We start from the raw sequence: 14,615 nt of genomic DNA, 5'->3' as shown, positions 1-14,615 counted from the left end.
CGGATTTTTTTACAACAGCCATATTTCCTCCTTATACGCCCTTACAGTAAAGAGCGCTGCTTCGGTATTACCACAATTACTATAATAGAATATGCGCTTTTATAATAAACCCTCGCACATAAAATAGCAAGGGATAGTCAATTTATTAATAAAGGGGAAAGAATTTTGTGCCTTTGTCTCCGTATGTCATTGAGTGCCGTATTGACCGAGCAATTTTTTCACGTTAAAGTGTAGCCATGTTCGATGTAAAAGATATAGATCTGTTCGATCTCGAAGAAGAAGCGTTCGATACCGTCATCGAGGGCGATATCACGTTTACGGGAAGTATCCGCTTTGCAAAGCCGTTTATGATCCGCGGCAAAGTAAAGGGCAGCATCGATGCGACGAGCGATTTGGTTATAGACAGCGGCGCATCCGTCGAAGCGGACATAAAGGCGCTCCGCGTGCTCGTTAAAGGAAAAGTGAAGGGCAACGTTGCCGCAAAAAAAATGGTATTCGTTACGGCGACGGGTTCGCTCGACGGCGATATCACGGCGGAACAGGTGGTGCTTGAACCGGGCAGCACTTTTACCGGCAAATGTACGATGGTAAAATAGTATGCAGCGATTTTTACGACGATCGATTATATGGACATTGGCGATTGCCTTTGCCTTTCCGCTTTTTTCTCAAATCTCGGACGAAGCCGAGCCGTCTCCTTCTCCGCAAACGGCACCCGCTCCGCAATCGCCCGGACTGCAAGCAGTACCTGGAGACGCTCTCGTTCCCGCACCTCAAGCGCAAAACGAAGCGCCTGCTCCGCAAGCGCCGCAGACTCCCTCTGTGCAAGCCGCTCCGTCTCAGACGCCTTCCGTGCAGCCGGTGCCTCCCGCACAGGCGCAGCGCAGACAAAGCGCGCAAAAACGTGATGCGCTCGTCCTCTATCAAAACGGCGACTATGCGGCGGCGATTCAAATCTGTGAAACGGAAATCGCACGTAATCCGTCGCGCATCGAATCTTACGTAGTTTTGTGCTGGTCGCTCGTTCGAAACCGGCAATACGCGGAAGCGGAGCAGCGTGCTGCGGACGGACTTGCCGTCAGCCCCTACGATCTGCGTCTCATTGAAATATTGGGCGAAGCGAAATATTATCTCGGAAAAAATAACGGTGCGCTCGAACAGTTTCAGCGCTATGTCGCAAATGCTCCCGAAAGCGGCTCCCGTGTCGGGGCGGCATATTATTTTATGGGTGAAATCTATATCCGCCAAGCGCGCTATCAGCACGCGGATATCTCTCTTTCCGCCGCGGTAAAAAAGGAACCGCTGCTCGACCGCTGGTGGACGCGGCTGGGTTATGCGCGCGAAATGGCGGGCAATTATTACGAAGCGGCCGAAGCTTACGACGAAGCGCTCCTGCTCAATGCGGCTTCTTCCGACGCGCAAAACGGCAAAGCACGCATCGCATCCCGTCTGCAATGATCGCCAAGGTGTACGTTGCCGCAAATCATCTTTGAAACTTTGGGCTGCCGCCTCAATCAAATCGAAAGCGAGTCGGCGGCGCGTTTTTTTGTCGATGCCCGTTTTTCCGTTTCCATGATACCTCCGACGGCTGCAAGCGAAGTTCTTCGCGATGTGCTTGTGTGCGTCGTAAACACGTGTGCGGTAACGCAAAAGGCGGAACAAAAAGCGCGGCGCGAAATCCGATTGCTTTTGCAAAAGTGTCCGGCTTCTTCCGTCATCGTTACGGGCTGCTATGCCCAGCTCGCCGCGGATAAAATCGCCGAACTCGCTCCCCGCGTCGCAGTCCTTCCGGGTCTCTGCAAAGACAGGCTCGCAGATGTTCCCTCTCTCCTTTCGGATTTTATCGGAACGCACGAAATATTTTCCGCAGAAGATTTTTCGAACCTCCTCTCGTCGACGCTTTTTGCCGATACGAAATCGCATGCGGGAAAAGCCGAAGCATCTTTCCGTTTGGCGACCGATACCTTTCTTGCGCATTCGCGTTCATCCCTTAAAATACAGGACGGCTGCGACAGCGCCTGCTCGTACTGTGCGATCCGAATCGCTCGGGGAAAATCGGTTTCGCTTCCGGTGCGCGACGTGCTTTCCCGAATCGCTTCTCTCAAAGCGGAGGGACAAAACGAAATTGTTTTTACGGCGGTCAATATCGCCCAGTACCGCGGAGAATACGACGGCGCGTATTATACCTTCGCCGACCTCCTCGAAAAAGCGCTCGATGAAACGAGCGGCGTTGCATTTCGCATATCGAGTATGTATCCCGAACTCGTCGACAACCGCTTTTGCCGCATCGTCAAAGACGCTCGCGTGCGCCCTCATTTTCATCTTTCGGTACAGAGCGGAAGCGATGCGATTCTCGCCGCCATGAATAGAAGCTATCGCGCGGACGATATCCTCCGATCGGTTTCAATGTTGAGACGGGCGAAAGGTAACGCATTTTTTGCATGCGACATCATCGCAGGTTTTCCCGGCGAAACGGATGAAGATTTTTCGAAAACGCTCGAACTCTGCCGTGCGTGCGGTTTTGCATACGTTCACGTCTTTCCGTTTTCCCCGCGTCCGGGAACCCGCGCTTTTTTGATGAAACCGAAAGTCCCTTCGGCGGCCGTGCGCGAGCGGGTGCGTCTGCTTTCCGATTTTGCCCTGCAAAGTAAAATGTCCTATATCGAATCGATTTGCGGCACGACCGTGCGCGCGATCGCAGAAAACGCAAAAGAAGGCGACGGAGTTTTTCATATCCGAGCGGTAACCGAAAATTTCATCCATTGCAGGGTTCGTTGTACGGAACTTTCCGTGCCGCGTCCGGGAAGCGATATCCGTGTGCGCATCCTGAATCCCTGTATCGATGAGATACTGCGGGGCGATGAACTTGAAGCGGAAGCCGAACTCGTAAGATGAGACTGCGCGTTCGAGCGATTTACAAAGATCGGCATTCTGGCTATACTTTCTTTCGTTTTCGGGATATAGCGCAGCCGGTAGCGCGCTTGCTTTGGGAGCAAGATGTCGGGCGTTCGAACCGCCCTATCCCGACTAACGGAAACCGTGCAAGCGGATACTCGGAAAATTGCAGGTTTTGAAAATCATTAAATGATCGCACATCCTTTTACCGCATCTGCTCTTCGAGCCTAAAGTAGGCGTACCGATCTTCATCGTACGGATAATCCCAGCTGCCCGCAAAGCGTACCTTTTCGCCGCCGAATCCGGTTTTGAAAAGATAGAGCCCCGCCATCGGATTCGATGCGTCGTCGTTCGGCGGAATGCCCATGAGGTCGTAGCGCGTACATCCCTTACTTCGCGCAAAGCGTATCGCTTCCCACTGGAGTCCGTAGTTCGGCATAAGCTCTCTTAATTCCGTACCGGAACCGGCATACATATAATACGCATTGCGTCCTGACAGTGCGAGCACGATTCCCGAAAGAAGTTTGCCGCACTTCGATGCGGTCATGATGTGGAACTGCGGAAGCGGAGCGGGGGCGGCGAGCGGTATGATCTCTTTTTTTATCGATTCGATTTTTTTTCGCGGCGGCGGTTCGTGAAAGGTATTTTCCTGAATGCGCTTGTGCGAAAACAAGGTATTGAAATACTCTTCGCTTTCATAATAAAAACCTTTGCGCTTTGCCGTCTCTTCGTACAGCGCGTACCAATCGTGCAGTATATCGATGCCGCCGACGGCAAAATCGATGCTGCCCCGGTACGAGCGGCGTATGCAGTTCCGCGTCGTCGCCCTCATGCGGGAGAGGATCCGTTCGGGCGTAAGCGATAAATTGATAATGACGGTGTCGGGTGCAAGGTGATTTCCCGGCGCTTTCCGCAGTTTATGCGTTTTCGTGCCCCAGTTGAGCGCAAGCTGTGCCGTCTCCGGCTTGACGATTTCTTCCCCGCCGTATTGACTCCGCCACGCCAAATCGCAGCGCAGGCAAATGCAGTTTTCCGGAACATGGGGACGGAGGGCGAGCGCGAGCTCTTCGAGAAGCGTGCCTCTCTGTTCGGCCGGCAGCGCAATCGACGGAGCTTTCGGCGCGTATGCATAACAGCTGCCGTCGTGACGAGATCGAAGGAGCGCCAAAAACGGAAAGGTGTACACGGCTGACGACGCATCGTCCGTAAAAGTCACCGAAAAAAAATACGGTTTCTGTCCGGCGCATTTTTTAAATGTCCCCCAAAACGCCGTTTGAAAAAGATTGTCTTCGGGCGGAAACGCTTCCGGAGATACCTGTTCGATTGCAACCATAAAGGCTACCATAACAATTAAACGCAAAAGGCGCAACGCCGGCGTGTGGCTTCCATGCGAATCGTATTTTTTTTGTTTTTGCGGTATACTGGTGTGAGAGAAAAAATCCGATTGTGTCGAGTGCGGCAGATCGGTTCTCTTCGAAATATATTTTACAGGAGTTTATGTACGTTTATGTATATGAAACAGAAAGTGTTTGCGGTCTGTGTCCTGCTTGCTGTAATGGGGACAGCTTTTGCCGAAGATACCGAACCGAAAACTCCGTGGGATTTTTCCGTTACGACCGATTTTGCCTATTACCCGAAAAGCGATGTCATCCCTTCAGCGGGGGGGGGGACATTTTGCGCCTTTGATCGGCCCGTACAACGGAGTAAAGCTTAGCGTAACCGGAACGGTCGGCTATACAATTCCTGTTCCCTTCGGAGACAATCCGCTCGTAAGCGGAAACAAGCTCAGAGTATACGGGCAGTTTGAATTAAGCCCCGTATCGATCGCGCCGGGCGTGGGAGTGAGTTTTTCGCCTATCGCTTTTTTAAATTTTTCCGCCGGCAGTTCGATCGGTATCGGATGGACTATTAAAGCCGGTTCGCTTAACCTTCAGGGAATTGCAACATGGAATTCCGCAACGGCTGCATACGACGATCGTGCTTTTAAAAGCGCATTTTGGGAGACATGGTTCCGGGGCGCTTTTATGTTCGACCTTGCTGCAATCAAACCCGGCGATTGGAACCACATTGTCGCCTATGCGGCCTACAAATTAGCTTATCAAGGCATCACTTCGGGCGGCGAAAACGGGAACCCGTGGCTGTACCAGCTTGCAGGCGAAAAAATAAACGGCTGGCAGTATACGGCAAGCTTTATCGCCGCCTATCAAATGCCGCTGGTACTGCAAACGGTCGGCGTGCAAACCGAACTGAGCGGGCAGCTGAACGGTACAAAAGATTTTGCAGCCCGATATCATTCAATGAATCCGAATTTTATGAGCATATCGATAAGCCCTCTTATGGTATTCGAATTTTCAAAAAAAGACAGTCTTACCTTGCAGTTTAAATTTGCAAGCCGCCGCAGCTATACCGAAAAGGCTTCCGCTTCAAAAGACGTTTTAACGGGCTTGCAGCAAAGCGGCCGCGAATGGTATTTTAACCGCATTGCGCTCAGTTATCGGCACAGCTTTTAATGGTTTAAGGAAACTGTGATATGGAACAAAATAAAAATACAATCGCAAAAGCTTTTTTTCGGTATCCGCTGGTATGCTGCATTGCACTGTACATTATCTGCTATGCGTTTCGCATGTGGGAATATTTGGCGCTCAAAACGGACGAAAGCGTTATCGGTGAAAACTTTGTTCATAAAGCGTGCGGCGTCATTGTAATTTTCGCCGCGCTGTTTGCATCGGGGCTTCATTGGCGTGACATAGGTTTTACGCGCGTCGATCGGCTGAAACATATCGGCTTGGGTTTAGTTTTGGGTTTCGTTTTTTATGTACTTGCCTATGCGGCCGAATATATCGTGCTGTATGTGCAGGGAGCGTCTCCTTTTTTGACGATAGCTTCCGGCAGTTTTTCGCTGATAAAAAAAACCGAGTTTATAAGCGTGGGAATCGGTTTTATTCTTTTATTCAATATCCTCAACGTATGGATGGAAGAAGGTTTGTTCCGCGGACTTTTTACGCGGATTTTGCGCGAACGGTATGACTTTCGGGCGACTGTCTTTATAAGCGCTTTGCTGTTCGGCCTGTGGCATATAGCAATGCCGGCACGTGCGTTTATCGAAGGGCAAACGGACTTCGCTTCGATGCTGCTTTTGAGCGTCGGCTACGTAGCGTTTTCGTTCGTCTACGGTTTAAAGATGAGTTTTTTATACAGGATGACCGGCTCTTTGTGGGCGGGCATGGCCGATCACTTTTTTAACAACAGCGTTATCAATATCGTTCACGTTGTGTCGAGCGAGGGAAGCGATCATTTGCAGATTATACGGATTGTAACGGCGCAGCTTTTGTCCTTTGCGTTTATATGCATTCTGTATGTTCGCAAACGAAAAAACTTACCGCCTGTATTTTGACGGTATGCAGCCTTTGTGCTATACTTTCGAATTATGCACGACATTCAATTCCGATTTGCCGAGGTGCGCGATGTGCCGCTTATTTTGCAATTTATTAAAATGCTCGCTCGATACGAAAAGCTCGAAGACCAAGTCGTCGCGACGGAAGCGCTTTTAAAAGAATGGCTTTTCGATAAAAAGAAAGCCGAAACGATTTTTGCGCTTGCTGACGGAAAGGAAATCGGATTCGCGCTTTTTTTTCATAATTTTTCCACGTTTCTCGGCCGTGCAGGCATCTACCTCGAAGATCTGTATGTTCTTCCCGAATACCGCGGACGAGGAGCGGGTAAAGCGATTTTAATAAAACTCGCCGGCATCGCCGCCGAACGCGGATGCGGGAGACTCGAATGGTCATGTTTAAATTGGAATACGCCGAGCATCGATTTTTACCTTTCACTCGGAGCCGATCGGATGAAAGACTGGAACGTCTATCGGTTTTCGGGAAAAACGCTTTCGGATTTGGCGGCCGGAAACGCTCTGAATCCGAGATGACGCCGTACAACGGTACTCGTATGCTGCTGCCGCTCCGGCCGAAACCGATATAGCAGCATTGTGTACGAAGTCGACGGTACGGCTTTCGGAAAGCTGTTCTATCGGAGCTCCCCGAAGTTGACGCCGCCGTTTTTTATGAGTACATTATACATACGGCTGTTGCGGAAAACGTCTGCGGTTTTCGGAAAGCGGCCGTAATCCAAATTGAGGCATACGATGGCGGAAGAACAAAATTGCAATAACGAATGCAGCTCGTGCGGCAAAAGCTGCGAGCAGCGGGATTTTCGCGCAAAGCTGCACGAAGGCAGCAGCGTCAAAAAAGTGATCGGCGTTTTAAGCGGGAAGGGAGGTGTCGGAAAGTCGTTCGTCACCTGTCTTTTAGCCTGTGCTATGAATCGTAAAGGAAAACATACTGCAATCCTCGATGCCGATATAACCGGTCCTTCGATCCCCGAAGCCTTCGGTCTCTCTTCGGCGCGCGCCGAAGGAGATGAACGGATAATTCATCCGGTAACGACGGACGGCGGCATTCAGCTCATGTCTATGGACTTTCTCCTTGCGAGCAATACCGATCCCGTCATCTGGCGGGGGCCGGTCATATCCGGCGCGGTAAAGCAGTTTTGGACGGATGTAATTTGGCGCGACGTCGACTATATGTTCGTCGATATGCCGCCGGGTACGGGCGACGTACCGCTCACGGTGTTTCAATCGCTTCCGGTCGACGGCATCGTCGTCGTATCCTCTCCGCAGCAGCTCGTGCGCGTCATCGTCGAAAAAGCGGTCAAGATGGCGCAGATGATGAAGATTCCGATTTTGGGGCTTGTCGAAAATATGAGTTACGTCAAATGTCCGAAGTGCGGCGAAGTCATCAACGTGTACGGCAAAAGCAATATCGAAGCGATCGCAAAGAACTATAACCTTCCGGTGCTCGCGAAGATTCCGATAGAAGAACAGTCGTCCGCTGCAATCGATTTGGGAACGATCGAAGACTTAAACGTCGATTACGTCGATCGGGCTATCGATATGATACTCGCGCTGTAAAAGCCGAGCGTACGTTTTTTCTTTAAAATAAAAAAGGGGCCGCAAGGAGGATACGACCCCTTTAAACTTTTTGTATGCCGATATAAACTAAACAGTAGTGTTTTCCATAAACTTCGGTTTTTCGAAGCTCTCTTTAAATCAATTTCGTTTTGCAAGTTTTTTTTCGATATCGCTTTTCGTCATCTTTTTGGCGTTGTACTGCAAAAGCGAATAGCCTGCCGTATTGACTTTTTTGATCCACGCGACATAGCTTCCGCCTCTTTGGAGTGCGTCCGCTTCGTCGAGCAGCTTTGCGCTTTCGGCTTCAAGGGCTTTGTCGTCGAACAAAAACTGCGAAAGAAAGATCTTCGCAAAATACGTTTCCGCATCAGTGCGCGCATCCCTTACCGCGCGCTCGAAATACTCTCCCGCTTTCGCTTTGCTCCCGCCGCCGATGGCCGGTGCGAAATAATACCACTGCGCGATATTCGTGAGCGCGTATGACATGGCGGGGTCTTCATCGAGCGCTTTTTGATAATACTTTTTTACGGCGATGCCGTCGTGCATGATGACACCGACGGTCGCATAGCTCAAATTACACGAAAGCATATCGGCTGCCGTGCACCACAGCCATTTGTTTATCGCCTCGTTTTTATGCGCTGAAAAATACGCGTCGTTTTTATCGTACTGACTGCGTATGAGCGATTTGAGAGAGCCTTCCATCGACGGAATTTGCCGCATATAATTGTACTGTTCGAGGATTTTAAAATTTTCGAAAATCAATTTTTCTTCATCGGAAAAAGAAGCAAGTGCGCTGTCGGAAAAATGCTCTGCGGCATAGGATTCGATTTTTGCAAGCGCGCTCTCGGGGGAAGCGCAGGAAGCGAGGTTCATACGCAGCGTCATAAAGCCGTCGATTTCCTTTTGTGCATCGGCTGAAATCGTTTCCGAGTCGAGGGCGGCGAGCGGCAGAACGAGCGCGAAAATACATAGGAGCATTATTCGAATCCGTTTCATTTCACATATATAATAGCGAATTATATGAAAAAAGGCAATGGTTTTGTTACTGTTTTATGTAGAAATCCTACATATCTCAAATGTTTTTCGCAAAAAGATAAAAATCTCCACAAAGAAATAGATGACGCAATTCGTCCATACGGAGCAATTCATCCATACGATTGCATATTGCGCCGAGAAGATATATAATGAAAAAATCGAATCGTAAAAAAATTTCGAAATATACAGCAGGGGGCACTATGATTAAAACCGTAAAAGATGTGGATTTAAAAGGCAAGCGCATTGTCATGAGAGTCGATTTCAACGTTCCGATGAAAGACGGCGTCGTTCAGGACGATACGCGCATTATGGCGGCGCTGCCGACGATCAAATACATTCTCGAGCAAAAGCCGCGAAGCCTCGTTTTGATGAGCCATCTCGGCGATCCTGCGAAAGACGTAAAAAAAGCCGCCGAAAAAGCGGAAAAGGCGGGAAAGCCGTTTACCGAAGAGGACAAAGAAAAATTCATCGCAGGTAAAAACCGCATGGCGCCCGTTGCCGCGTATTTGGAAAAAAAACTCGGTACACATGTCGCGTTTGCGCCCGATGCGCTCGGTCAAAAAGCCGCCGTCGACGCGCTGCCTGAAGGCGGGGTTATGATGCTCGAAAACGTCCGCTTCCATAAAGAAGAGACGGCAAAGACGGCCGAAGAACGCGAAGTAATGGCGAAAGAGCTTTCGACTTACGGCGACATCTTCGTCAACGATGCGTTCGGCACTGCGCATCGCGATCAGGCATCGACTGCGACGATTGCAAAGTTTATGAAAACGGAATGCGTCGGCGGTTTTCTTATGGAAAAAGAAGTGAAGTACCTCGATCCGATGCTGCGCAATCCTCCGAAACCGATGGTCGCGATCATCGGAGGCGCGAAAGTTTCTTCGAAGATCGCAGTGCTCGAAAGCCTTTTGAAAAACGCATCGACGCTCGTCATCGGCGGCGGTATGTCGTACACGTTTTTGAAAGCGCAGGGGCACAGCGTCGGAAAATCGCTTGTCGAAGACGATTTTATCGATACGGCGAAAAAATTATTAAGCGAAGCGAAAGCAAAAGGCGTAAACATTATTTTGCCGGTCGATCACAGAGGCGCCGAGTCCTTCGACGCGAACGCTTCCGCCGTTGTGATCGACAGTGCCGATATCCCCGACAATCTCATGGCGCTCGATGTGGGACCGAAAACGCTCGAATTGTACAAAAAGGCGATCGGAGAAGCGAAGTCGATCATTTGGAACGGACCTGTCGGCGTTTTCGAATTCGAAGCGTTTTCGAAAGGAACGGAAGCGGTTGCGCGCATGGTCGCCGAAGCGACATCTCGCGGCGCGATGACGGTAGTCGGCGGCGGAGATTCGGTCGCTGCGGTCAATAAATTTCACCTTGCCGATAAGATGAGCCACGTTTCCACGGGCGGCGGGGCGTCGCTCGAATTCCTTGAAGGAAAAACGCTTCCGGGCATCGCGATTTTGGCACAAAAATAATTTATCGATAAACGGCGAGTTTGGAAATTATTAATTTTTCTACAGGAGTTTTTATGGCACGGACACATTATATTGCGGGAAACTGGAAGATGAATACGAGCAAAGCCGAAGCGGTTGCGCTCGCAAAGGATTTGGTTGAGCAGCTGAAAGGCAAACCGAACAAGTATATGATCGCTCCTCCCTTCGTCTATCTCGATGCGGTTTCGCAGGTTGTAAAAGGGAGCAATATCATATTGGGCGCTCAGGATGTCGCCTCTACCGGAAACGGAGCGCATACGGGCGAAGTGTCGGCGGAAATGCTCAAAGACATCGGAGTTCAAGCGGTGATCATCGGACATTCGGAGCGGCGGCACGAAATCGGCGAAAGCGATATGCTCATCAACGCAAAAGTGCGCAAAGCGCTCGCGTCCGGTCTCGATGTCGTGCTGTGCATCGGAGAGCTGCTTTCCGAGCGCGAAGAAGGAAAGGCGGAAAGCGTGTGCGCGTTCCAGCTCGATGCGGGACTTTCAGGCGTAACGGCCGCCGAAATGGCGCACGTTACGATCGCATACGAGCCGGTGTGGGCGATCGGCACGGGAAAAACCGCGACGCCCGAAGACGCGCAGGCGATCCACGCGTTTTGCAGAGCTCATATCGAAAAGCTCTACGACAAAAAAGTCGCCGACGAAACGATCATCCAGTACGGCGGTTCGATGAAAGCGGCAAATGCAGCCGAACTGCTTTCTCAAAAGGATATCGACGGAGGGCTCATCGGAGGGGCGGCGCTGAAAGCCGACACTTTTGTTCCGATCTGCGTTCTGTAAAAAAAATTGCATGGGGAAAGCTGTCCAAGAATTTCAGTTTTGGACAGCTACCTTACTTTCCAAAGCATTTTATTATCGGCGATTTCATACGTGATGCGCTCTTCCGCATACAAATACGTAAGAAAGGAGCGCAGCGTACAGCCGATTAGCACGTACTGCGGAAGCTTCATCGAAATACCGTTTGCGTTTGCAACTTCGGTTAATAATTCTTCAGCCGTATGCGGCTTTTTTTTCAATATCTTCATAATGCAGCTTATCGTCTGTAAAACGGCGATTTGGTTCATCTCCGCCGTTTCGTCGATCCTCGTGACCGCGTCCCCATGGCTCGGCACGTACCGGTCCGCGCGTATGGAGCGGAGCTTTTCGAGTGTGTCCAAAAAAGAAGCGACATCGAGCATAAACGGAATCGAAAACTTTGCAATCACGCTTCTGCCGAATACGGCATCTCCTGCATAGAACGCAGACTTTCCGTCGGGGGTCTTGCACATAACGCCGAGCATTTCAAAATAGTGGCCGGGCAGGGCGATAAAGCGTATTTTTTTTCCGTCGAAAAACTCGACGCACTCTTCGGCGCGTATGACGCGTGTCGCTTCGCAGTGCGCGGGAACGTAATAGGGTACTCGCAGTTCGGGAAGCGGAAAGCCGCCCCATGCGATGGAGGGCTGTAAAAGCGTATTTTCGACGCTCCCTTTTTCAAGGTAGGGCATCCATATTTCGCATTTCGTTTTTTCTGCAAAATAGGCATTTCCGCCGCTATGATCGGCATGCGAATGCGTGTTTATAACCGCTCGGAGATGCCAGTCGGTAAAATGAGCGTTGAGAATCGTTTCGATTTTACGCGCGTCTTTTTCGCTTCCGCCCGAATCGATGAGATAGAGAGCGCATCCGCTTTCGTCTTTTACGCGTATGACGCCGACGTTCGTTCCGCCGGGAATCACGTAGACGTCGGGGATGAGTTCCCGTATGTCAGCCGTTTTTGCGGAATCGTCAGGTGTCATTTGCGTTCCATGCCTGCAAACAACGGAAGGCGCTTGTTTAAGGATTTATTGACTTCGATTTTCGCTTCTTTTCCGTCCCACGTGTAGGTGCCCGTTCTACTCATAATGTATGAGCGGATACCGGTTTTAATAAAAGCCGAACCGCTTCCGGAAATCGCTCGGAAAACGACGGAGGCGGTAAAAGGATCCCGCCCTTTTTTTATATCGTCGATGAGCGACGGGAATTCGATAATGACGGACTGCGCATTCGTTTCGTCGGCGTATTCCATGCGCAAAGCGGGAAGCGATGCGCTTATTCTGCGTATCGTCGTTTCGTAGCGTTTCTTTTTATAGGTGACGGTGCCGTAGGTTAGGTCGGGGATATGCAGCGCGTCTAAGTATTCGCCGTAAGTATTTTTAAAAAACGGATCGGTTTTCGCGCTGCCCGTTTCGGCTATTCGATTTTTGAGCGAAGTGCACTCGTCGATGATATTTTGCGCGGCCGAAATTTTATACGGGTTCGCGTACAGTTCGAACATGGAAATGAATTTGAAATTATCCGCATTCTGTGCCATGAGTTGTCCGCCGAAGGATGTCATCGTTTTAATTTTCGGCACGTCCACGCGGTTCAACATCGTTACCGCCGCGATCGTATCGAAGATATTGTAGCCCCAGCGGGAAAGCTCGGATCGTGCGGCGTCTTTGAGATAGGTTTTCATCTGAGCGTCGGCTTCTGCGATGGCGTTTTCGTTTTCTTGTCTGATACTATCGAGAAGCGGCACGTCGCTTGCCGTATACGTCTTTGCCGTATCGAGGATGCGGAGCGCTTCGTTTTGTACCGAGCTTGACATCCGCTCTTTTTTAAACTCCGCTTCCGAAGCTTTTGTCGCTTTAAGCGATATCGTGTACTCGTTCGGTTTTTTTCCGAATGTAAATATGAGGTAGGGACCCCATGCCGTCGCGGTAGCCGAAAAAAGATCGAGATTTTTACCTCCGAACGCGCCGTGAAGGAGGGCATCGAACGTCTTGTTTTGTGCCGAAATATCGGTTTCGGAAAAATGAGGAGTGGCGAAAAAACTTTTCGGCGTTCCGTCGAACACCGGATTATAGCGCGTCATATACGTCCACATCGTAACGAGGTAGAGCGGAATAGATTTTTCTTCGCCGCCGCTTTTCACTACGAGCGTACACGAACCCTCGCTCGTAAGCGTCATATCGCTTACGGAACAGGTGACGCCGTTTATCGTTTTGCCGTTTTGCGCGACGGTGCCGACATACGAATATTCGTTTTTCTTTTCGGCTTCCGCTTTTGCGCCCGAAAGAAAAGCCGCAGGGGAGAGGACGAGCGGATAAGGCTCGAAGCGCCATTCGGAATCGGTTAAATTTTTATAATAAAAACCGGCTTTTCCCGCGGGATCGGTACCCGCAACGCGAAGAACGCGCGCATCGTTTCCTTTGCCGTTTTGAAATATGCAGATATATTTTGAAAGGCGCGCATTTCCCGAAAGCTTGATGTCGGGCTGTTTACGCCAATCTTCGTTCGGCAGTCCCCAGCGCGTAAAATTGGAACGGTAATCGCTGCCTTTGTATCGCTGCTTTTCGGCGACATAGGTGTATTTGAAAAACATCGGGTCGCTTCCCATCGTGTCGTAATCGATGAGGCGCGTGTACATCGTGCCGTCGTCTCCGATGAGAAAAAGCGTAGAACCGCTCGCACTGATGTTTTGCGCGGTAAAAGAGCCGCGCTCAGGGCCGAGGATCGTATCGCTTAAATCGGTCGGAAGCCCCGAATCGGTAAAGCGTATTTCCCGTCCGTTTTCGCTGAGAAAGTAAACGGTCGTAACGCCCATCGTTCCCCAATTGTGTTCGTTACCGAAGCGGTCGGTATACCATTCAATGCTCGATCTCCTCGTGCCGGTCGCCCAGCCGCGCTTATGTGCGACGAGATCGTTTTGCACAAGCTGCTTTTTTTCCGGCCAGCCGAAACCGTTCGTCCACACGAATTTTTTGTCGACGCGGTTCGACGCGATCGGGCAGACGAACATTTTTTTTTCATCGTCGAAAGCGAGCAGCATATCGTCGTCGGCCGCGATTTCGACGATTTTTTTCGGTATGTCGAAGCGTTCGCCGTGTGCGATGCGCCGTTTTTTCGGAAAGGGGAGTCCCGTTCCTTGAAAGAGCGCCCAATTTTCGCTTCCCGCTTTTTTTATCATGATTTTTCCGTCCGAGAGGCAAAACTCCCAGCCGCGCGAAAAAGTCTGCGTGAGCGTTGCAACAAAAACGCGGCGCGGAAGGTTTCCGTTTATATCGCTTTCCGAAACCGCCCGTCTTTTTGCGTCCGTCGTATTGACCGATGAAGTGCCTTCCGTCATGTGTGCTCCGATTATTTTTTTGCCGTATAAAAAAACGATAAAGACCCCCGCGAGGGGGATAAGGGCGAGCGGCAATAGTCTTCGATATTTCATACGTC

15 protein-coding genes and 1 tRNA gene are annotated in these 14,615 nt (G+C 50.5%); 12 read left to right on the top strand and 4 right to left on the bottom strand.

From position 1 onward, the window contains the following. The first annotated feature begins 236 nt into the window (after nt 1-236). The 4 genes from IZU26_RS04965 to IZU26_RS04950 all read left to right on the top strand — a co-directional run bounded on the left by IZU26_RS04965 (nt 237) and on the right by IZU26_RS04950 (nt 3,024). The gene (locus IZU26_RS04965; RefSeq protein WP_021329904.1) at nt 237-596 is read left to right on the top strand and encodes a bactofilin family protein; all 360 of its coding nucleotides are present in this window, start codon (nt 237-239) and stop codon (nt 594-596) included. A 1-nt stretch (nt 597) separates the two neighbouring features. Then, entirely contained in the window at nt 598-1,455 is an 858-nt protein-coding gene (locus IZU26_RS04960) for a hypothetical protein (protein WP_433277245.1), read from the top strand. A gap of 15 nt (nt 1,456-1,470) precedes the next feature. After that, nucleotides 1,471-2,892, top strand: a complete 1,422-nt coding sequence (mtaB, locus tag IZU26_RS04955; RefSeq protein ID WP_433277243.1) for a tRNA (N(6)-L-threonylcarbamoyladenosine(37)-C(2))-methylthiotransferase MtaB — start codon at nt 1,471-1,473, stop codon at nt 2,890-2,892. Nucleotides 2,893-2,951: 59 nt separating this feature from the next. Next, a tRNA-Pro gene (locus tag IZU26_RS04950) sits at nt 2,952-3,024 on the top strand. Between the two features lie 73 nt (nt 3,025-3,097). Here the strand turns inward: IZU26_RS04950 and IZU26_RS04945 are convergent. Then, nucleotides 3,098-4,225: a lipid II:glycine glycyltransferase FemX gene (locus tag IZU26_RS04945; RefSeq protein WP_433277241.1), complete on the bottom strand. Its 1,128-nt coding sequence runs from the start codon at nt 4,223-4,225 to the stop codon at nt 3,098-3,100. Between the two features lie 180 nt (nt 4,226-4,405). On the opposite strand from IZU26_RS04945, the gene IZU26_RS04940 reads away from it, so the two are divergent. The 5 genes from IZU26_RS04940 (at nt 4,406) to IZU26_RS04920 (ending at nt 7,858) form a co-directional block, all read left to right on the top strand. Continuing rightward, on the top strand, nt 4,406-4,606 hold the full coding sequence (locus tag IZU26_RS04940) for a hypothetical protein (protein ID WP_433277239.1): 201 nt from the start codon (nt 4,406-4,408) through the stop codon (nt 4,604-4,606). After that, complete coding sequence (locus IZU26_RS04935; protein WP_433277238.1) at nt 4,575-5,402, top strand: hypothetical protein; 828 nt, start codon at nt 4,575-4,577, stop codon at nt 5,400-5,402. The genes IZU26_RS04940 and IZU26_RS04935 overlap by 32 nt, the downstream gene beginning before the upstream one ends. Nucleotides 5,403-5,422: 20 nt before the next feature. Then, nucleotides 5,423-6,286 (top strand): CPBP family intramembrane glutamic endopeptidase, encoded by an 864-nt coding sequence (locus IZU26_RS04930; protein WP_433277236.1) that lies wholly within the window; start codon nt 5,423-5,425, stop codon nt 6,284-6,286. 33 nt (nt 6,287-6,319) lie between these two features. Then, complete coding sequence (locus tag IZU26_RS04925; protein WP_433277234.1) at nt 6,320-6,817, top strand: N-acetyltransferase family protein; 498 nt, start codon at nt 6,320-6,322, stop codon at nt 6,815-6,817. Between the two features lie 216 nt (nt 6,818-7,033). After that, the gene (locus IZU26_RS04920; protein WP_433277232.1) at nt 7,034-7,858 is read left to right on the top strand and encodes a P-loop NTPase; all 825 of its coding nucleotides are present in this window, start codon (nt 7,034-7,036) and stop codon (nt 7,856-7,858) included. Nucleotides 7,859-7,996: 138 nt separating this feature from the next. Here the strand turns inward: IZU26_RS04920 and IZU26_RS04915 are convergent, their stop codons facing one another. Continuing rightward, nucleotides 7,997-8,854, bottom strand: coding sequence for a hypothetical protein (locus tag IZU26_RS04915; RefSeq protein ID WP_310823943.1), 858 nt, complete (start codon nt 8,852-8,854; stop codon nt 7,997-7,999). Nucleotides 8,855-8,878: 24 nt separating this feature from the next. Here IZU26_RS04915 and IZU26_RS04910 point away from each other — a divergent pair, with 24 nt between their 5' ends. The 3 genes from IZU26_RS04910 to tpiA are packed head-to-tail and all read left to right on the top strand — an operon-like array spanning nt 8,879 to nt 11,168. After that, nucleotides 8,879-9,043, top strand: a complete 165-nt coding sequence (locus IZU26_RS04910; protein WP_433277230.1) for a hypothetical protein — start codon at nt 8,879-8,881, stop codon at nt 9,041-9,043. 50 nt (nt 9,044-9,093) lie between these two features. Then, nucleotides 9,094-10,365, top strand: coding sequence for a phosphoglycerate kinase (locus IZU26_RS04905; RefSeq protein ID WP_433277228.1), 1,272 nt, complete (start codon nt 9,094-9,096; stop codon nt 10,363-10,365). Between the two features lie 53 nt (nt 10,366-10,418). After that, nucleotides 10,419-11,168, top strand: a complete 750-nt coding sequence (tpiA, locus tag IZU26_RS04900) for a triose-phosphate isomerase (RefSeq protein ID WP_433277226.1) — start codon at nt 10,419-10,421, stop codon at nt 11,166-11,168. Between the two features lie 47 nt (nt 11,169-11,215). On the opposite strand, the gene IZU26_RS04895 is transcribed toward tpiA, so the two are convergent. Further along, nucleotides 11,216-12,166: an MBL fold metallo-hydrolase gene (locus tag IZU26_RS04895; protein ID WP_433277224.1), complete on the bottom strand. Its 951-nt coding sequence runs from the start codon at nt 12,164-12,166 to the stop codon at nt 11,216-11,218. After that, a complete protein-coding gene (locus IZU26_RS04890; protein ID WP_433277222.1) occupies nt 12,163-14,610 on the bottom strand; it encodes a hypothetical protein in 2,448 nt (815 codons plus the stop codon). The genes IZU26_RS04895 and IZU26_RS04890 overlap by 4 nt, the downstream gene beginning before the upstream one ends. Nucleotides 14,611-14,615: the final 5 nt, after the last annotated feature.

Origin of the sequence: Treponema sp. SP13, assembly GCF_050938355.1 — a bacterium.
In the GTDB taxonomy this organism is placed as follows: Bacteria; Spirochaetota; Spirochaetia; order Treponematales; family Treponemataceae; genus Treponema_D; species Treponema_D socranskii.
The sequence above is the reverse complement of the archived record's forward strand: the minus strand, read 5'-3'. Positions and strand labels throughout refer to the sequence as shown.